The sequence below is a fragment of the Polaromonas vacuolata genome (genome assembly GCF_012584515.1).
Classification (GTDB): Bacteria; Pseudomonadota; Gammaproteobacteria; order Burkholderiales; family Burkholderiaceae_C; genus Polaromonas; species Polaromonas vacuolata.
In genome coordinates this window covers 2,448,837-2,467,616 of record NZ_CP051461.1, presented here as the reverse complement: position 1 = coordinate 2,467,616, position 18,780 = coordinate 2,448,837, and the positions used below count along the sequence as shown (strand labels likewise).

19 protein-coding genes and 1 pseudogene are annotated in these 18,780 nt (G+C 49.7%); 13 read left to right on the top strand and 7 right to left on the bottom strand.

Annotated elements, in window-relative coordinates; translation table 11 throughout:
• Positions 1 to 462: 462 nt before the first annotated feature.
• The 11 genes from HC248_RS11220 (at position 463) to ppk2 (ending at position 11,296) form a co-directional block, all read left to right on the top strand.
• Entirely contained in the window at positions 463 to 900 is a 438-nt protein-coding gene (locus tag HC248_RS11220; RefSeq protein WP_168922549.1) for a response regulator, read from the top strand.
• 1 nt (position 901) lies between these two features.
• Entirely contained in the window at positions 902 to 2,641 is a 1,740-nt protein-coding gene (locus HC248_RS11215) for a putative bifunctional diguanylate cyclase/phosphodiesterase (RefSeq protein ID WP_202882376.1), read from the top strand.
• Positions 2,642 to 2,829: 188 nt separating this feature from the next.
• Positions 2,830 to 4,023 (top strand): PAS domain S-box protein, encoded by a 1,194-nt coding sequence (locus HC248_RS11210; RefSeq protein ID WP_168922548.1) that lies wholly within the window; start codon positions 2,830 to 2,832, stop codon positions 4,021 to 4,023.
• A gap of 122 nt (positions 4,024 to 4,145) precedes the next feature.
• The gene (locus HC248_RS11205) at positions 4,146 to 5,126 is read left to right on the top strand and encodes an IS30 family transposase (protein WP_168920864.1); all 981 of its coding nucleotides are present in this window, start codon (positions 4,146 to 4,148) and stop codon (positions 5,124 to 5,126) included.
• Positions 5,110 to 6,249: a sensor histidine kinase gene (locus HC248_RS11200; RefSeq protein WP_337778945.1), complete on the top strand. Its 1,140-nt coding sequence runs from the start codon at positions 5,110 to 5,112 to the stop codon at positions 6,247 to 6,249. The genes HC248_RS11205 and HC248_RS11200 overlap by 17 nt, the downstream gene beginning before the upstream one ends.
• A 367-nt stretch (positions 6,250 to 6,616) precedes the next feature.
• On the top strand, positions 6,617 to 7,312 hold the full coding sequence (locus HC248_RS11195; protein WP_168922546.1) for an outer membrane lipoprotein: 696 nt from the start codon (positions 6,617 to 6,619) through the stop codon (positions 7,310 to 7,312).
• Between the two features lie 208 nt (positions 7,313 to 7,520).
• Entirely contained in the window at positions 7,521 to 7,802 is a 282-nt protein-coding gene (locus HC248_RS11190) for a DUF427 domain-containing protein (RefSeq protein ID WP_168922545.1), read from the top strand.
• A 96-nt stretch (positions 7,803 to 7,898) separates the two neighbouring features.
• Positions 7,899 to 8,612 (top strand): class II aldolase/adducin family protein, encoded by a 714-nt coding sequence (locus HC248_RS11185; protein ID WP_168922544.1) that lies wholly within the window; start codon positions 7,899 to 7,901, stop codon positions 8,610 to 8,612.
• 56 nt (positions 8,613 to 8,668) lie between these two features.
• Complete coding sequence (locus tag HC248_RS11180) at positions 8,669 to 9,679, top strand: tripartite tricarboxylate transporter substrate binding protein (RefSeq protein ID WP_168922543.1); 1,011 nt, start codon at positions 8,669 to 8,671, stop codon at positions 9,677 to 9,679.
• Positions 9,680 to 9,830: 151 nt separating this feature from the next.
• The gene (locus HC248_RS11175) at positions 9,831 to 10,271 is read left to right on the top strand and encodes a universal stress protein (RefSeq protein WP_168922542.1); all 441 of its coding nucleotides are present in this window, start codon (positions 9,831 to 9,833) and stop codon (positions 10,269 to 10,271) included.
• A 122-nt stretch (positions 10,272 to 10,393) separates the two neighbouring features.
• Entirely contained in the window at positions 10,394 to 11,296 is a 903-nt protein-coding gene (gene ppk2, locus HC248_RS11170; protein ID WP_168922541.1) for a polyphosphate kinase 2, read from the top strand.
• 21 nt (positions 11,297 to 11,317) lie between these two features.
• Here ppk2 and HC248_RS11165 read toward each other — a convergent pair whose 3' ends face one another.
• From HC248_RS11165 to HC248_RS11145, 5 genes are all read right to left on the bottom strand, one after another.
• On the bottom strand, positions 11,318 to 12,082 hold the full coding sequence (locus HC248_RS11165) for an SDR family NAD(P)-dependent oxidoreductase (protein WP_420372021.1): 765 nt from the start codon (positions 12,080 to 12,082) through the stop codon (positions 11,318 to 11,320).
• A 96-nt stretch (positions 12,083 to 12,178) separates the two neighbouring features.
• Complete coding sequence (locus HC248_RS11160; RefSeq protein ID WP_168922539.1) at positions 12,179 to 12,847, bottom strand: RluA family pseudouridine synthase; 669 nt, start codon at positions 12,845 to 12,847, stop codon at positions 12,179 to 12,181.
• A gap of 81 nt (positions 12,848 to 12,928) precedes the next feature.
• On the bottom strand, positions 12,929 to 13,252 hold the full coding sequence (locus HC248_RS11155) for a VF530 family protein (protein WP_168922538.1): 324 nt from the start codon (positions 13,250 to 13,252) through the stop codon (positions 12,929 to 12,931).
• Between the two features lie 7 nt (positions 13,253 to 13,259).
• Complete coding sequence (locus HC248_RS11150; RefSeq protein ID WP_168922537.1) at positions 13,260 to 13,403, bottom strand: hypothetical protein; 144 nt, start codon at positions 13,401 to 13,403, stop codon at positions 13,260 to 13,262.
• Between the two features lie 39 nt (positions 13,404 to 13,442).
• Complete coding sequence (locus HC248_RS11145; protein WP_168922536.1) at positions 13,443 to 14,765, bottom strand: NAD(P)/FAD-dependent oxidoreductase; 1,323 nt, start codon at positions 14,763 to 14,765, stop codon at positions 13,443 to 13,445.
• 133 nt (positions 14,766 to 14,898) lie between these two features.
• On the opposite strand from HC248_RS11145, the gene HC248_RS11140 reads away from it, so the two are divergent.
• Complete coding sequence (locus HC248_RS11140) at positions 14,899 to 16,143, top strand: MFS transporter (protein WP_238342606.1); 1,245 nt, start codon at positions 14,899 to 14,901, stop codon at positions 16,141 to 16,143.
• A gap of 83 nt (positions 16,144 to 16,226) precedes the next feature.
• On the opposite strand, the gene HC248_RS11135 is transcribed toward HC248_RS11140, so the two are convergent.
• Complete coding sequence (locus HC248_RS11135) at positions 16,227 to 16,769, bottom strand: ankyrin repeat domain-containing protein (RefSeq protein WP_168922535.1); 543 nt, start codon at positions 16,767 to 16,769, stop codon at positions 16,227 to 16,229.
• Positions 16,770 to 16,859: 90 nt separating this feature from the next.
• Here HC248_RS11135 and HC248_RS11130 point away from each other — a divergent pair, with 90 nt between their 5' ends.
• Entirely contained in the window at positions 16,860 to 17,840 is a 981-nt protein-coding gene (locus HC248_RS11130) for an IS30 family transposase (RefSeq protein WP_168920864.1), read from the top strand.
• Between the two features lie 4 nt (positions 17,841 to 17,844).
• On the opposite strand, the pseudogene HC248_RS11125 reads toward HC248_RS11130, so the two are convergent.
• Positions 17,845 to 18,645, bottom strand: a pseudogene (locus HC248_RS11125) (IS30 family transposase); the annotation flags it as partial.
• Between the last annotated feature and the right edge of the window lie 135 nt (positions 18,646 to 18,780).

The following is an 18,780-nucleotide window of genomic DNA, read 5'->3' as shown; positions in this document are numbered from 1 at the left end:
TGAAAAGCATAAATGGACGGTATCAATTCCGCTCCACGCTTTGTCTTGAATGTCCTTGCATAGGGCCCGATTGCTTACCCTGCATTGCAACGTTTGATGACTTGCAGCTGATGCTTGTTAAATTCGTCTATTCAAATCAACTGCGCATAAACTTTAATTAAATTCAGTGTGGAAAAGCATCGCCACCTGATGACTTTTGCTTTGTGAGCGAAATAGTTAGGACTTTTAGCATGGAGCTTTTTATTCCAGATCGCTAAAGACCTTATGCACTTTAGTTGCCTTACTGGCTCATTACAAATATACATTTTTAATGAAATTGATAGAAATTTGCATTATTTTCAAATTTATTATCAATAATGAATTAGGCTATATTTATCTCATACTTTTGATTTTATCTAAATTTAATCAATATTTACTGATTAAAATTGAAGATAACAAATGCTCAAGCCAAGGAAATTTTGAATGGTCAATGAGCCACAAACAAATAAACCCGTCACCATCTTGCTTGTTGATGATGATGATGTAGATGTGATGGGGGTCAGACGGGCACTGACTAAGCTGAAGATTGACAATCTTGTTGTGCGCGCTCGCAACGGTGTAGAAGCACTCGCGCTTTTGAGGACTGTAGACGCGGTTCCAAGCCCGTACATGATTTTGCTGGATATCAATATGCCACTGATGAACGGCATAGAAATGCTGTCTGAACTGCGCAGAGACGAGGCGCTGGCCAAGGCCGTGGTTTTTGTTTTAACAACCTCTCAAGATGAGCAAGATAAAGTTGCTGCTTATTCAAAAAATGTTGCTGGCTATATTGTCAAAACCCATTTGGGCGACGGGTTTGTGCGGGTGATGGAGATGCTGGATCATTACTGTCGGGTTGTCGAGCTTCCGGTTAAATAATATGGTCGCTGCGTTGGAAGTTCTCATCATTGATGATGACGAAGTTGACCGTATGTCAATACGCCGTGCTCTAAAGCATGCGTCGCTACCGGTCAACGTGGTGGAAGCTAAAACAGGGACGGAAGGTATTGCATTTGCGCGAGACAGAGTTTTTGATGTCATCTTGCTCGACTTTAGTTTGCCGGACCGAGATGGTCTCGATGTGCTCAACATCCTGAGACAAAACCAATCCGTTGAATCAACTGTTGTCATGCTCAGTCGTCAGGAAAATCCCGTGCTGGCAGAGCAAGCCATTGAGGGTGGAGCGCAAGATTTCTTACTTAAAGATGAAGTCAATCCCCGTCGGTTGATGCGAGCCGTGCGGCAAGCCCAGTATCGACAGGGATTGGAAGGCGATTTAAAGCGTAGTCGTGAACAGTTACGCCGATTGGCTGAGCACGATGGCCTCACCGGATTGGCCAATCGTTACGACTTTGAACGCGCGATGGAATTGGCCGTCTCCAAATGTCAACAAAATGGTGGGCGTCTTGCGGTGTTAATTTTAGACATCGATAAATTCAAATGTGTGAATGACACTTTTGGCCATGCAGCGGGTGATCAATTGCTGATTGAAGTGGCTACGCGTTTGAAGTCGGTTGTTCGTGATGGCGATGTGTTGGCGCGTCTTGGCGGCGATGAATTTGTGATTTTGGCTCAAGACTTGGAATACGACGATCAGGCAGCATTGCTGGCAAATCGTATTGTCTCTAGTTTTATCGAACCCATGGTGTTTAACGATGTTAGGTGGCGTGTCACCACCAGCATAGGTATTTCAGTTTTTGGTGACTACACCAACAACAAAGTTGATTTGATGCGCTGCGCTGATATCGCCATGTATCGCGCCAAGCAGGCAGGAAGCAACCAAAGCCATTTTTACTCTGACCAGTTGCATCAAAGCCTACTTGAGCGAGCAATTTTGGAGCGAGACCTGCGCAGCGCCTTAGTCAACAATGAGTTTAGAGTCTATTTTCAGGCCATGGTCAACGCTAAAGACGGCTCGCTAGGTGGTTTGGAAGCGCTGATTCGCTGGGAGCATCCGAGAATGGGTTTGTTGTTTCCCGGCAGCTTTCTTGGCCTTGCTGAAGAGCTGGGTTTGATGTGCGAGATTGATCAATGGGTGCTACATACTGCCTGCCATCAGTTGCAAGATTGGAGGACTCGCTATCCTTTAACCGATCTGAAATTTGGTGTCTCTGTAAACCTCTCTGCAATGCAATTGCAGGATGAGGATTTATTAGATAGTTTGAAGCGCACCATTGACCTTAGTGGCTTGCCCGCAGGTTGCATAGAGCTGGAAATTACAGAGAACGTTCTGATTTCTAATCCCCACAAGATCGCTAGTTTGCTGTCCGCCATCGCGGGCATGGGTGTGCGCTTGGCTCTCGATGACTTTGGCACAGGTTTTTCGTCGTTTGAGCACCTCAAACTATTTCCTGTTCATATCCTGAAAATTGACCGTAGTTTCGTCTCCGGCGTTGGTCAAGGAGAGACCTCAGAACGGTTACTCGCCGCCATGATTCACTTTGCAAGAACACTTGGATTGACGGTTGTGGCGGAAGGTATTGAAAATGCCGCGCAAGCTGATTTTTGTCTCCTGCACGGTTGTCATCTTCTACAAGGCTACTACTACTCCAGACCCGTGCCTGCCAGTGATTTTGAATCTGCATTTATCGCAAAATTTGCTGCGACTTGTGTGAATTAAGCGACACGCAGCACTGAGTTTTTGAGCTTCTGAACTTCTGAGCAGTAGAGCTCGACATTAAAGCGATTGACTAGATTCATTTTTAGTAAACCACAAGAAAATGGGTTTTTGCGAATTGAAATTCGTAATCCAAAAAAAAATAACATGTCTAAGGCATATTTAAATTTGTATATCAAGAAAAGATATTAATGAAAAAAAATAACAGCCCAGTTCTCGATAGAGAATTTATTCATCTGCCAGCATCACATGAAATATTAAATGATGAGGACGCGAATTTTTTTGATAAGTTTCTAATGAAGAATCTGCGTGTCAATACCAATTTTTTTCGCGGACTTCTGATTTCAGTCATTCTTTCTGTGACGGCTCTAGCTGTGAGAAATCTGCTTGCGCCGGATACCGCAGGTCTTCAATATGTGACATTTTATCCGGCAGTTGCGATTGCTGCATTTGCCGCGGGACGCGTTGCCGGTGCAGTGACGGCGTTAATTTGTGCATTCTTCATCACTTATTTTTTATTTCCACCTTATGGACATATGGCGTTCGCGTTTCATAAAGAGCTGGTTTGGGCCAATGCTTTTTTCCTGATCAATGCGTTAGTCATTATTTTGTCGTTTGGATCAATACGACGAATTCTTCTGAAAAATAACGAATTAATAAGTGTCATCGCAAATTCTCAGGTGCGCCAAATACTTGAAAACGCACCCAACGGCATTATTGTCATTAATCAACGTGATGAAATTGAGCAAATTAATAAACGCGTTGAAGAGTACTTTGACTATACCGATGCAGAACTTTTGGGTCAGCCTATTTCGGTCTTATTTCCAAATCGTTTCAAGGATAGTGATGCGAAAAATTGGCGTAGATTTGTAGAAAAATCTGAAACCACTTCCATTGGAATGATTAGAAATATTTTTGGACGTAGTAAAGATGGTAGTGAAATTCCTATCGAAATTGGAATCAATCCAATTAGTACTCCCCAAGGCACGAAAATGCTGGTCTCAATTGTTGACATGTCTGCGCGAAAAGCGTTGGAAGGTCAGATTCAGCAAAATGACTTGCAACTGCGCTCCATGCTCGACAGCATTCATGACCACGCCATCATCATGCTGGATGAATTAGGTCACATCACTAATTGGAATTTAGGCGCTGAGCGCCTTAAGGGCTATCAAAAATCTGATGTGCTTGGAAAGCATTTTTCATTATTTATAGGTAAGGACAAACGTTCAATTCAAAGCGCTAACGACCAGCTTTCAAACGCGCGTCAATATGGATATTCTGAAGACGAAGGCTGGCGTTTGCGCGAGGACGGTTCCAAATTTTATGCCAGTGTGATTATTAATAGCATCTTAAATAACACAGGCGCTTTGTTAGGTTTTGTGTAAATCACACGTGATATTACTGAGCGCGGATTCAAGTCTGAAGTGCAACTTTGAAATTAACCGTACGGGTGGGTGAGATGTGAGAGCATCCAAGCTTCCCGACTACCAAGTCAAAGTTGCCCAGAATGATTTACACACACCTCACCCGTGACGAACGTTACCAGATTGCAATCCTCGTCAAAGCAAACTTCAATCAAAGTGAAATTGCAAAAATGATGGACCGTGATAAATCGAGCATCAGCCGTGAGTTGCGTCGTAACCGCGGTCTACGAGGCTATCGCCCTAAGCAGGCAAATGACAAAGCCCAAGAACGTAGACTTGCCTGCGCCAATAGTCCTAGAGTTGCTGACTCGACATGGGCTGTAGTGGAGGAAAAGTTGGCTGAGGCTTGGAGCCCCGAGCAAATCAGCGGCCACCTCGAAGCTAGCCACCAACCCGGTGTTAGCTATGAGAGCATTTACCAGTACATCTACGCTGACAAACGCGCGGGCGGCACCTTGCATAAAACACTGCGTTGCCAGAAGACGCGAAAAAAACGCAGCAGTGGCCGTGAACGGCGCGGCACCATCTCTCACCAGGTCTCAATAGAACTGCGACCCGACATCGTGCTTGAGCGTGCGCGCTTTGGCGACTGGGAGGCTGATCTGGTGATTGGTGCCGGGCAGAAGCAAGCACTAGTGACGATTAATGAGCGTGTCTCTCGCTATTCAATAATTTTCCACGTGCCATTCAAAACAGCGCAAGCCGTAGGGGACGCGTTAATCACTTTACTCAAACCGTTCGCTCATTGCGTGCACACTCTCACGACTGATAACGGCAAGGAATTTGCCCAGCATGAACGAATAGCTTCTGCGCTGAGTGCAGATTTCTTTTTCGCCCATCCATACGCCTCGTGGGAGCGTGGGGCGAACGAGAATATGAACGGTTTGATTCGCCAGTTTTTCCCAAAGGGGATGCGCTTTAATTGCATAACCGACGATGACATTGCTTTAGCGATGCACAGGCTCAATCATCGTCCTAGAAAATGTTTAGGGTATCGAACGCCGCATCAGGTTTTTATGGAACAGTTAGAGTCCTATCAGCATACGGTTGCACTTCAAGCTTGAATCCGCCGAGCGTAAAAACCATGAGCAAACTCTTTTAGAAATTAACAAACGATTTTCAAATGCTGCAGATGCAGCTGGGCTGGGATTTTGGGAGTATAAATTTGCGACTCAGTCCTTGACCTGGGACCGGTGGATGTATAAGTTGTACGGGAGAAATACTGAGTACGGCGTGCAAAAAATTTCATTGTGGGTAGACAGCTTGCATCCCGACGATAGGGCACGTTGTGAGCGTGAATTGCAAGACGCTATTACTGGCGTGCGGATTTTTGACACCACGTTTCGAATCCTCACACCAAGCGGTGAGACGCGCTACCTCAAGGCAGTAGCCGGCAGTATTTTGGATCATGCGGGCGTCACAGTCGAAATGTTTGGTGTGAATTTTGACGTGACCGAATCGGTTTTAGCGGCTCAAAAACAGGCACAACTTCTCGATGAGCTAACGCGAATTAATGGTGAGCTCAATACCTTCACCTACAGCGCTTCGCATGATCTCAAGTCTCCTTTGCGTGGAATTGATCAACTCGCTAGTTGGATCACAGAAGACTTGGGAGACGACATCAACGACCAAACCAAAGAGCATCTTCGTTTAATGCGCAGCCGTATTGATCGTATGGAACGGCTCCTTGGAGATTTACTCGCTTACTCGCGTGTCGGTCGTTCAGTTGATGATGCAGTTTCTGTCAATACATATGCCTTAGTCGATGACATCTATGACCTGTGTGTGTCTAACAAAAACTTCACCCTTTACAGGGCTGAAAATATGCCTATTGTGGTGACGTATAAAGTTCCGCTTGAGCTGGTTTTTCGTAACCTGATTAGCAACGTCGTTAAACATCACGATAAAGCGTCAGGCAATATTTGGATTTCTGCCGAAGAAAAAGGAAATTTCATTGAATTTTTTGTCCGTGATGACGGACCAGGCGTCAGCGCTGAACATCAAGACAGAGTGTTTGGAATGTTTCAAACGCTCAGACCGCGTGATGAAATCGAAGGCAGCGGCATTGGATTGGCTTTAGTGAAAAAATCGATTGAATCTGTAGGGGGACGGGTAAAACTTGAATCCAACGGATTAAATGGCTGTACGTTTAGATTTACTTGGCCGAGCATAGTCGTTGCTAAGTAACTATTTTTAGGCCTGTTCTAACTCGCTTTAAATCTTATTTCCAAAGCGCTAACTAAAGCGCTCACCTAAGCGAATTTAATTATGCGTATCTCGTTAAGCTGATTTTTTAACCGCTCATGTACCTCGATGCGCTGCACAGCCAGCTAAGTCAGTCAAGCTAAGTCAGTCAAGCTTATATGTGCAGTCAGGGTATTGCTTGGTTTACTAGACTGATGCATTAGCGATATTTTTTCTCAGACCTGCCCCGTGGCTGCTTTTATTTCTGTTGCTTAGTGACAAGCTAATGACCTAGGCTTTAAGCAGCTATGTCCTACATTAAAAGTGCATGAGAAAAGTCAAAATTGTTTTTTGCTTTTAGGGGTTTACCGTGGACCGTGATTCAGACAGTGATAAATCTCATTCATCCTCAGTCAGGTCGCGTTATCAGCTCTTGATTGCGCTGATAGTTTTGCTCGGGGTTGCGGTCATTGTTTTGGCCGCTACGCTGATGAATAACCGCTTAGAAGCGCGCACTGCTGCTGCTGGTGCGCTGGCATCTGAGTCGACTCTTGCGGCCGCACCCACAATTGCGCCATTTACCAGTCAGGCCGACAAATCCAGTCGTCCTGACGCTGCACATCAAACCTCAAAGCCATCTCAATCCATAAAGCCAAGCAGCCAACCCGTGCCTTTGCCAGCCGTTCCAGCAACAGCTGCTTGCAAGAACTGCGGCACGGTCGAAAGCGTCAGCAGCGTGCAGCGCCAAGGCCAAGTTAATGGCGTGACTGTGGGTGATACGACAGTGGGTGTGGGCACTATTGCTGGCGGTATTTTGGGCGGCTTATTGGGTAATCAGATAGGCGGTGGGCGAGGCAATACTGCCGCCACTGTGCTGGGTGTAGCTGGTGGAGCTTATGCTGGCAATAGCGTTGAGAAAAACATGAAAAAAGTCACTGTCTATCTGGTGCGCGTGCGCATGGATGACGGCAGCATTCGTGATATGGAAATTGCGTCCTCTGTACCCGTCGGTGCGAAGGTATTGGTCGAAGGTCGTAACTTGCGGCTGGCTAATGCGGCTGGCTAATGCGGCTGGTTAATGCGGCGGGTTAATTCGACCGCTTGATAGCACCGATCAATGTGACCAGTTGGCGTGAGCAGCCGATATAACCGGTTAGTTTTAGACTGTTTGTATCGTCTTCGATACAAAGTCCCATTGCTGCAACGACAATACATTATCAAAGACCGGCATTTCTCGGCACTTCATTTTCAGCACCGATTAGGAGAAATCCCCCATGAAAGCCATTTGGAACGGCGCAGTCATTGCGCAGAGCGACATCACCGTATTGATTGAAGGCAATCACTACTTCCCCGAAACCTCACTTAACCGAGACTTCATCACCTTTAGCAACCACCACACCATGTGTTCGTGGAAAGGCCAAGCTAGCTATTACTCGCTGCTGGTCAATGGTGAAATGAATACTGATGCCGGCTGGTTTTATCCAGAACCCAAGCCCGAAGCAGAAGAAATTAAAGGCCATGTGGCATTTTGGAAGGGTGTGCGGATAGAGGCTTAAATCTCACCGTGCATCTAGCGCATTAAAGTCATACGCATACTTATTGATAAATACCTAAGCTTTAGGTTTGGCCCTGCGTTGAATCGGAAACATCACATGACTATTGCTTTGGCTGATACTGCGTTGTCGCAAAAGTTGGCACTCGCCAACCGTATTCTTTTTGACCAAGGCATTGTGGATGCTTTTGGCCACATCAGCGTGCGGCATGATCAGTCACCGAATCACTTTTTACTCTCCTGCAACCGCGCGCCTGGATTGGTCACGTCAGCTGATATTTTGGTCTACGACCTGAACGGCGACTTGGCTCAGCCATCGGATAAGCGTTCTTATCTTGAGCGCTTTATTCACAGTGAGATCTATCGTGCAAGGCCTGACGTGATGTCTGTAGTGCACAGTCATTCGCCCAACGTAATTCCGTTTGGTGTGACTGGTCAGCGCTTGCGTCCGATTTTTCATATGAGTGGTTTTTTGGGCAGTGGTTCTGCGCTGTTTGAGATTCGCGACACAGGCGGCAACACCGATTTACTCATTAGTAGCAGCGGCTTAGGCCGGGCTTTGGCGCAGTCCTTAGGAAGTAGTAACTGCGTGTTGATGCGCGGGCATGGCTCTACCACTACCGCGCCGTCGATAGAAGTTGCGGTTTACCGTGCAGTTTATGCAGAGGTCAATGCCAAACTGCAACTGTCTGCGGCGGCGCTGGGACCGGTTACTTTTCTCAATCCAGACGAAGCCGCGTTGGCGGCGGCAACAACTGAAGGTCAGGTCGAGCGCGCTTGGCAGTTGTGGGCAGAAAGGATTACTGCGTTTTAAGCGCAGTCTTCGCTGTAATATCTCAAGGATGTCGAAAAAATCCGGAGATAAAACCCATGCGATTTCGCTCTCTCACGCCGGCCGTTGTCATGTGTGGCGCAGCGTTTATTAGTCCGTTTGTTTCAATCGCTTACGCGGCCACCACCGCCACTACGCCTGATGCCTCTGTCACATATCCGTCGCACAGCATCAAACTCATTGTTCCCTACGGCACAGGTGGCGGCTCAGACATTCTCGCGCGGCAAATCAGCGCTCGCCTACTGCAACGCTGGTCTCAGGCGGTGGTGGTGGATAACCGCGCCGGTGCGTCCGGCAACATTGGCACAGAAGCGGTGGTGCATGCTGCTGCCGACGGCTATACGCTGCTACTACAAAACTCCACCATGGTGGTTAATCCAGCCGTTAACGGCAAGCTCAATTACGATCCTGAAAAAGACCTCACACCCATCATGCTGTTGGGGCTTACGCCGATTGCGTTGGTGTCCTCAGAGGCCAGTAAGATTCACACGCTCAAGGAGCTAGTCGATTATTCAAAAGCCAATCCCAAGGCTTTGAGCTATGCCTCTTGCGGCATAGGCACACCACAACATTTTGTGATGGAGCTGATTAAACAAAAAACCCAAGTTGCCGCCACGCATATTGGCTACAAGGGTTGCGCACCGGCCTTGGTTGATGTGTTGGGCGGTCAAGTGCAGTTGGCAGTTCTTAGTGCTAACTTAGCCGCACCGCATATCAAATCGGGCAAGCTCAATGGTGTCGGGGTCTCGACAGCGGTGCGTTACACACTCATGCCGCAGCTCGCCTCGTTTGAAGAGCAAGGGCTTAAGCCGTTGGATTTTTCTATCTGGTACGCGCTCATGGGTCCTGCCAAAATGCCCGCTGACGTGGTGAGAAAAATTTTTCTAGAAGTGCAAAAAATATTAGCTGAGCCCGCCGTGATTGAACACCTTGTCGGCGCTGGTATTGAGCCCATGCACGGCAACGGCGAAGATCTCGCAAAGCTTATCAAGACGGATTTATTACGATATGCCCAGCTTGCCAAATCAGCTCACATCAAAGCTGATTAATTTTTGATTCGGTATATTCGCCTACGACGCACGCTGATTTCTTGGTGTAAAACAATAATGATGTTTAGAACTTAAAAAAATTGAACTGCCAACTGCTTTTAGACCTGTAGAACTTAAGCCGAGATTGTTATTTTTTAAAAGGAATTGCTTCATGTTTTCTCATATTTTGCTTCCGGTAGACGGTTCATCCGCTTCTAATAAATCGATTAGCAAAGCGTTGGCCATGGCCCAAGCATTTAAGAGCGAAGTCACCTTAGTCAGTGTGATTGATGCATTTGCTTTTACCGGCATGGGCACCGAGTTTGCTTATGGTCAGGCCGAGTACTTAGGCGCGGCAACCGCACAGGCTAAGCAAGACATACAAGCGGCCAAGAAAATTTTGACAGATGGTGGCGTCGCTGTCGTCAACACCAAGGTGATTGAAGGCAGTGCGGCCTACGACAGTATTCTTGAGACGGCCGAATCTTGTGGCGCCGATCTGATTGTGATGGGTTCACACGGCCGCAAGGGACTGGAAAAACTGGTGCTAGGCAGCGTAGCTTCACAGGTTTTATCGCACACGCATTTGCCTGTACTCATCGTCAGGGCTTGATTCAATTTATCCCGATTGAAAGCCAAAGCTTATTTTCTTTCTCGTTTTCACGCGTTTGAAATAATCTATGGTTAGTCTAAGCGGCTAATTTGCCGTTTAGTTTAGGCCTAGAAAGCGCCCCCATGACTCCCAATGATGAAGAATTAATGATGCAACGGGTCAGAAATGACTTGATAGACAGTTACGACGAAGAGCTAGAGATGTCGCTACAAGACAGCGACGGCGATCCCGATGCAGATAAAAACGAAAACCACGAGCAGCGCCGTTATTACTTTCGGGAACTGTTTCGCCTGCAGGCCGAGCTGGTTAAGTTGCAAGACTGGGTCGTCAGTACTGGCCAGAAAATCGTGATTTTGTTTGAGGGTCGCGATGCAGCTGGCAAGGGCGGCGCAATCAAGCGCATTACCCAGCGGCTTAATCCACGCATTTGCCGCGTTGCGGCGCTGCCTGCGCCTAACGAGAGAGAGCGCACGCAATGGTATTTCCAGCGCTTTGTCTCGCACTTGCCCGCTGCTGGTGAAATGGTGTTGTTTGACCGAAGTTGGTATAACCGCGCGGGTGTCGAGCGGGTGATGGGATTTTGCTCAGACGAACAATACGAAGAATTTTTCCGCACCGTCCCAGACTTTGAAAAAATGCTGGTGCGCTCTGGCATCAAGGTGATTAAGTATTGGTTTTCGATCTCGGATGAAGAGCAGCACTTGCGTTTCTTAGGCCGCATACACGATCCGCTCAAGCAGTGGAAATTAAGTCCCATGGACCTGGAGTCGCGCAGCCGTTGGGAGGCCTATACCAAGGCCAAAGAGGTCATGCTGGCGCGCACCAATATTGCAGAAGCGCCATGGTGGGTGGTGCATGCAGACGATAAGAAAAAAGCCCGGCTCAACTGCATTCATCACTTGCTATCGCAAATGCCGTATTTAGAAACCGAGCATGAAAAAGTCGTACTGCCAGAGCGCGTGCGGCATGACGACTATGTGCGTCATGCTGTGCCGGCAGAAATTTTAGTGCCGCAAGTCTATTAACTTGTAGTTCTTATTCGTCGCTTATTTATCTCTGATGTCGCCAACTGGATTGCTACCAAAATCGGTCCGCGCTAAGTAACTCAATACACTGGCTGCTGCGTCTTCAGCACTGGCTAGCGAGCCACTACTTTTAAGATTTTTAAACGCCTCAATATCAGCAAATGCTGCGGGGTCGGCGCTGCGCAAATGCTGCTGCATATCGGTATCAATCACACCGGGTGCGAGTGAGCAAACCTTGGCGCCGTTAGGGGTTGATGCTTCTTCCAGTGCGACGCATCGGGTAAAGTGATCCATGCCGGCTTTGGCGGCGCAATAGGCGGCTTGCGAGGCCATGGCTCTACGGCCTAGGCCGGATGAAATGTTGAGTAGTTTGCGCGGCATGCGCCAGCTTTTTGTGGCGCCTAAAAATGCCGCACTAAGCACCATAGGCGCTTCTAGTCCTACCCGCAGCGCATGACACAAGTCCGATCCATTAGCGTCTTGTAGCGGGCTTATGCCGGCTATGGTGCCGGCGTTATTGATCAGGCTTACGCTGGCCCAGTTTTGTTCTTTGACGCTGAGCAGCCAAGTTTTGAGTTCTTTGCCGAGTGCCAAACTGTCGCTCAAGTCGCGCTGCCACTGCACTAGTGAGCCGCCTAATGACAGTGCATGCGCTGCAAGCGCGTCTGACGATTGACGTGAAATACACAGCAAGCTGTGGCCCTCAGTGAGTAATTGGCGCGCCATGGCCAAGCCCATGCCGCGCGATGCGCCTGTCATGATGGTGAGGTGTTTTTTTGTGGTCATGGCTTCCATGTTAGTCCTGTGTCTGCCCACTCGATGTCCTCTAGGCGTCCGTCATTTATGCAGGGGCTTTCCCTGCGCTTAGCCAAGGCTGTCTGGTTACCAATCTGGCGGGCACTCAAACACCATGTTTTGAGTTGTCTCAGGATGCACAAACGACAATGCTGTTGCATGCAGCAACAAGCGCGCTGAAAGCGCTTGCACCGACTCAGGTGCATACAGCGCATCGCCCAAAATCGGGTGACCAATGGCTTGCAAATGTAGTCGCAGCTGGTGCGATCTGCCGGTCAGAGGCTCAAGTTCTAGTTGCGTGGTCTGGGCTGCGGCGTCGTGGGTAAGTATTTTCCAGCGTGTTTGGCTGGGTTTGCCTAAGTCCGCATCGATCACACGCAGTGGCCGGCGCAGCCAGTCGGCGGCTATCGCTAAGTCGATCAAACTCCACTCTTGCTCGCTATCCGGGATAGGTTTGCCGTTTACGATGGCGATGTAGCGTTTATGAATTTGGCGAGTTTCAAACAACTTGCTGAGCGCGCGCTGCATGGTTGGGCCGCGTGCCATCAGTAGCAAGCCTGAAGTCGACATGTCGAGTCGGTGAACCACCAAGGCGTCTGGGTAGAGTTGTTGTGCGCGGCGGCTTAAGCAGTCTTGCTTGTCTTCGCCGCGGCCAGGCACGCAAAGTAGGCCGCTGGGTTTGTTGAGTACCAGCAAACTGGCATCAACATACAGCACTTGCAGACTGTCAGCAGCGTTGTTGAACGAGGGTGGCAAAGTCTAATCAATCGTAAGTCTCAGGCAGCAAGCAGTGGCCGATGAGCTTTGTTTAGTCGATTTTTAGTTAGTCAACTTATCTTATTCAGCTTGATTTTTTGGCGGCGGAAAGTTGTGCACTGGCGGGCTATTGCGGCGTATTTCGCGCAGCATAAACAGGTAAAGGCTTTCGGTTTTTTCGCGCGCCCAAGGCGTTTTGCGTAAAAATTTAAGACTCGATGCAACGCTGGGGTCGCTGGTGAAACAGCGAATATTGATACGCTGGCCGAGCTCTGACCAACCGTAATGGTTTGCCAGCGCGCTGACTATGGCTTCTAGCTTGACGCCGTGCAGCGGATTGCCCGCTTGTGTGTCGGCATCAATGGGTGCTTGGTCTGGAGTCGGCGTGCTGGCAGTTTCTTGCATGCAGGGCTTATTTATTTTTAAGCTTGCCGCGCACGGCCACTTGCGTGATCACCGTGGGACGTACTGCGTCTGGCGAGACAGTCTTGGGTGGCGAGCTGTCTTTCTTGGGTTTTTTTACCATCTTGCTGGTGTTTTGTTGACCTTTTGCCATCTCTATCTCCTGTAAGTTGAAACAATAATGTTTTGATTATCAATGCAACTTGATGCGCGGTCGATGGGATCTGTCAATCAATTCTGAAAGCGTAATCAGTATGGTTTTTTTCCAACCGCCAAGTGCCAATTGGTGTTGTTTGTGCAGCGCCCAATACATCAATTTAGCGATTTGGCCTTCGATGAAAAAACTGCCCTTGGTCAAGCTGCCCATCAAGCTGCCGACTGAAGAATAGTTTGACAGCGAGATCAGTGAGCCCTGATCGGTATACACATAGGGCTTGACTGGCTTGCCCGCCAGCATGACAGGCAGCCAGCGCGCCAAATACATCGCTTGCTGGTAGGCCGCTTGCGCGCGTGGCGGCACGGTGCTGCCATCGACTTGCGGGCAGGCCGCGCAGTCGCCGAAAGCGTAGATGTTCTCATCTAGTGTGGATTGAAGATTGCCGCTGACAACCAGTTGGTTGAGTCGGTTGGTCTCTAGCGCGCCGTTGCCGTCGGCTTTTGCGCCCAGCGTTTTGAGGAAGTCTGCCGCTTTCACGCCGGCGGCCCAGACGGTTAGGGTCGAGTCGATCACCATGCCACTGTCCATGCGCACGCTGTCGGCAGTGACTTCAACGACTTTCTCACCCACATGCACATCTACTCCGATTTTACGTAACTCACGCAGGGCCGACTCGCTCATGCGTTCGGGCAGCTGTGCCAGCAGCCTTGGAGCGGCTTCTACCAAGACAATCTTCATGTCTTTTTCTGGATTGATGTGCTCAAAACCATAGGTGCCAAGCGCCAATGCTGCCGCATGCAGTTCGGCCGAAAGCTCAACACCAGTTGCACCGCCGCCGACTATGGTGACCGTAAGCCAGCTTTTACCCGGCACATGCGCAATGGTTTGTGCGCGTATGCAGGCATTGATCAGGCGGTTGTTAAAGTGTTTGGCGGCCTTTGGGCTGTCTAGCTTAATGCTGTGTTCAGCAGCACCCGGTGTGCCGAAGTCATTGGTCTGGCTGCCAACGGCGATTACCAAGGTGTCGTAGCTCAGCTCTTGCGCGGGCGTAATTTCTCGGCCTGCGCTGTCATGGCTGGCGGACAGTTGCAGGGTTTTGGCTTCACGGTCTAGTCCGACCAAACAGCCGAGGCGAAATTTAAAGTGATTCCAGCGGGCTTGCGCCGGATATTCGATTTCTTCGGCATGGGTATCAAAACTGCCAGCGGCTAGTTGGTGTAGCAGCGGTTTCCAGATATGCGTGCGGGCTGAGTCGACTAGCGTGATTTCGGCCAAGCCTTTTTTGCCCAGACGTTTGCCCAGCTGTGTTGCTAGTGCTAGACCACCTGAGCCTCCGCCAATGATGACAATGCGTTGCATGAATTTTTTCCTAGACGGGGGATTGTGTTGGGTCACGGCTGTATCACGGTTGAGTAACGGCGAGCGCGCAATGAGCGTTCAATGTTAACCCCAGATGAATTAGTTTTCTTGTGCCTGTTAAGCTGCCAACGCCATGACCATGCCTACCTTCAAACAGCTAACTGATCAACGCGCTTTTATGCGCATGTGGACGGCCCGTTTGTGCGGCACTATGGGCAGCCAGATGTTGATGGTGGCGCTGGGCTGGCAGATGTATGAGCTGACCGGTAGCGCTTGGGATTTAGGCTTGGTCGGTCTTTACCAGTTTGTGCCGGCGCTGCTGCTGACGCTGATCGCCGGTCATCTGGCTGACCGATTGCACCGCGGCCGCATCATCGCTTGCTGTTATGCGGTGCAGTCCTTAGTGGCCTTGGTTTTGATTCTCGCCACCCAAGGCTGGGGCGGCGCTTCGCCTTGGGTTTCGCGCGGTTTACTGTTTGGCTTATCGGTACTACTGGGCGTGGCGCGGGCTTTTCAAATGCCGGCTCAGCAAGCATTAACGCCATCCTTGGTGCCGCCCCACATGCTGCCGCGCGCGCTAGCTTTTAGCTCTGGCGGCAATCAAGCGGCAGTCATTGCCGGTCCGGCCTTGGGCGGCTTGATTTTTGTCGCCGGCGCTACGGCTGTATATGCCACTTGCGCCGCGCTGTTTATTGGCGCTGCTGTGCTGATTGCGCTGCTGCGTTATCAGCACACAGCGCCACTGCGAGAGCCGGTCACGCTAAGCAGTTTGCTCGCTGGTGTGGATTTTGTTTGGCATAACAAAGCCGTGCTTGGCGCTGTATCACTAGACTTGTTTGCGGTGCTGCTTGGCGGCGCGACCGCTCTCTTACCAATGTTTGCCAAGGACATCTTGCATGTCGGCCCATGGGGTTTGGGCTTGCTAAGGGCCGCGCCGGCTGTTGGTGCTTTAATCGCCGCGGTGATACTCACCCGCAGCCCGCTAAAACGCCGGGTTGGTCGCAGCATGTTGCTGGCGGTGGCTTTGTATGGTTTGTGTATGGTGGTGTTTAGCTTGTCGACTAGTTTGCTGCTGTCAATGGCGGTGTTGGCGATTTCAGGCAGCTGCGACATGCTCAGTGTGGTGGTGCGCCAGACCTTGGTGCAGTTAGAAACACCGGACGCCATGCGCGGGCGTGTCAGCGCCGTTAACTCAGTGTTTATTGGCGCATCCAATCAGTTGGGCGAGTTTGAGTCGGGTGCCAGTGCGGCTTTAGTCGGGCCAGTGGCCTCGGTGCTACTTGGCGGACTGGGTACGCTGCTGGTTGCTGCCTTGTGGTTTAAATATTTTCCGGCGTTGGCTAAGCGCGATCGCTTGTTAAATGATGCAGCCAAATAAGCTAAGTGTTGGTTGGGCAAATTACTTTGTCGGCAAGCTATCAGGCGGCATTAAATCCGGTACTGGTGACTAATTGGCAATAACTACTTTAAGTCGGCGCATTTGCCGTTCTCATCGAGTAGTTGCTTATTAGCGCCGGCTTTGAGAAGTAGCTCAACAATTGCTTGATGGCCTTCTTGCGCCGCTTCATGCAGTGCGCTGGCCATGAAAGCGCCTTGGTGATTGACGTTGCAGCCTTCTGCAAGCAACAAACGCACGGCGTTAACGTTGCCGCTAGCGGTGGCCAAAATCAGTGCGTTGTCGCCGTCGTCGGCAAGCTGATTTACATTTCCGCCAGCGGCAATACAGGCTTGTAAAAAATCTATTTCATCAACACAGGCCGCTAGCATCAGCGGAGTTATATGATTTTCTTCAGTGCAAATTGCGTTTGGGTCTGCGCCTAGATCAAGCAGCAAACGAAACGCGGGCAGGTCGCGTAAAACCAAACAAAAAGTGAGATAGGAAAAGCCACCGGCTTGAAGTTTATTAATGTCTAAGCCAGTGGCTAATTTTGCGTGCGCTTGCGCGAATTTATGCGCAAGAATTAAATCTATGAAAATCCGACTTTCTTGCGTTCGCGGATTCAAGTCTGAAGTGCAACTTTGAAATTAACCGTACGGGTGGGTGAGATGTGAGAGCATCCAAGCTTCCCGACTACCAAGTCAAAGTTGCCCAGAATGATTTACACACACCTCACCCGTGACGAACGTTACCAGATTGCAATCCTCGTCAAAGCAAACTTCAATCAAAGTGAAATTGCAAAAATGATGGACCGTGATAAATCGAGCATCAGCCGTGAGTTGCGTCGTAACCGCGGTCTACGAGGCTATCGCCCTAAGCAGGCAAATGACAAAGCCCAAGAACGTAGACTTGCCTGCGCCAATAGTCCTAGAGTTGCTGACTCGACATGGGCTGTAGTGGAGGAAAAGTTGGCTGAGGCTTGGAGCCCCGAGCAAATCAGCGGCCACCTCGAAGCTAGCCACCAACCCGGTGTTAGCTATGAGAGCATTTACCAGTACATCTACGCTGACAAACGCGCGGGCGGCACCTTGCATAAAACACTGCGTTGCCAGAAGACGCGAAAAAAACGCAGCAGTGGCCGTGAACGGCGCGGCACCATCTCTCACCAGGTCTCAATAGAACTGCGACCCGACATCGTGCTTGAGCGTGCGCGCTTTGGCGACTGGGAGGCTGATCTGGTGATTGGTGCCGGGCAGAAGCAAGCACTAGTGACGATTAATGAGCGTGTCTCTCGCTATTCAATAATTTTCCACGTGCCATTCAAAACAGCGCAAGCCGTAGGGGACGCGTTAATCACTTTACTCAAACCGTTCGCTCATTGCGTGCACACTCTCACGACTGATAACGGCAAGGAATTTGCCCAGCATGAACGAATAGCTTCTGCGCTGAGTGCAGATTTCTTTTTCGCCCATCCATACGCCTCGTGGGAGCGTGGGGCGAACGAGAATATGAACGGTTTGATTCGCCAGTTTTTCCCAAAGGGGATGCGCTTTAATTGCATAACCGACGATGACATTGCTTTAGCGATGCACAGGCTCAATCATCGTCCTAGAAAATGTTTAGGGTATCGAACGCCGCATCAGGTTTTTATGGAACAGTTAGAGTCCTATCAGCATACGGTTGCACTTCAAGCTTGAATCCGCCGTTCATATTCTCGTTTGCCCCACGCTCCCACGAGGCGTATGGATGGGCGAAAAAGAAATCTGCACTCAGCGCAGAAGCTATTCGTTCATGCTGAGAAAATTCCTTGCCGTTATCTGTCGTGAGAGTGTGCACGCAATGAGCGAATGGTTTAAGTAAAGTGATTAACGCGTCCCCTACGGCTTGCGCTGTTTTGAATGGCACGTGGAAAATTATTGAATACCGAGAGACACGCTCGTTAATCGTCACTAGGGCTTGCTTCTGCCCGGCACCAATCACCAGATCAGCCTCCCAGTCGCCAAAGCGCGCACGCTCAAGCACGATGGCGGGTCGCAGTTCTATTGAGACCTGGCGAGAGATGGTGCCGCGCCGTTCACGGCCGCTGCTGCGTTTTTTTCGCGTCTTCTGGCAACGCAGTGTTTTATGCAAGCTGCCGCCCGCGCGTTTGTCAGCGTAGATGTACTGGTAAATGCTCTCATAGCTAACACCGGGTTGGCATCGAGCTTCGAGGTGGCCGCTGATTTGTTCGGGGCTCCAAGCCTCAGCCAACTTTTCCTCCACTACAGCCCATGTCGAGTCAGCAACTCTAGGACTGTTGGCGCAGGCAAGTCTACGTTCTTGGGCTTTGTCATTTGCCTGCTTAGGGCGATAGCCTCGTAGACCGCGGTTACGACGCAACTCACGGCTGATGCTCGATTTATCACGGTCCATCATTTTTGCAATTTCACTTTGATTGAAGTTTGCTTTGGCGAGGATTGCAATCTGGTAACGTTCGTCACGGGTGAGGTGTGTGTAAATCATTCTGGGCAACTTTGACTTGGTGGTCGGGAAGCTTGGATGCTCTCACATCTCACCCACCCGTCCGGTTAGTTTCAAAGTTGCACTTCAGACTTGAATCCGCGAGACTAAAAATATTCATGCAAACAAAAATTCAGA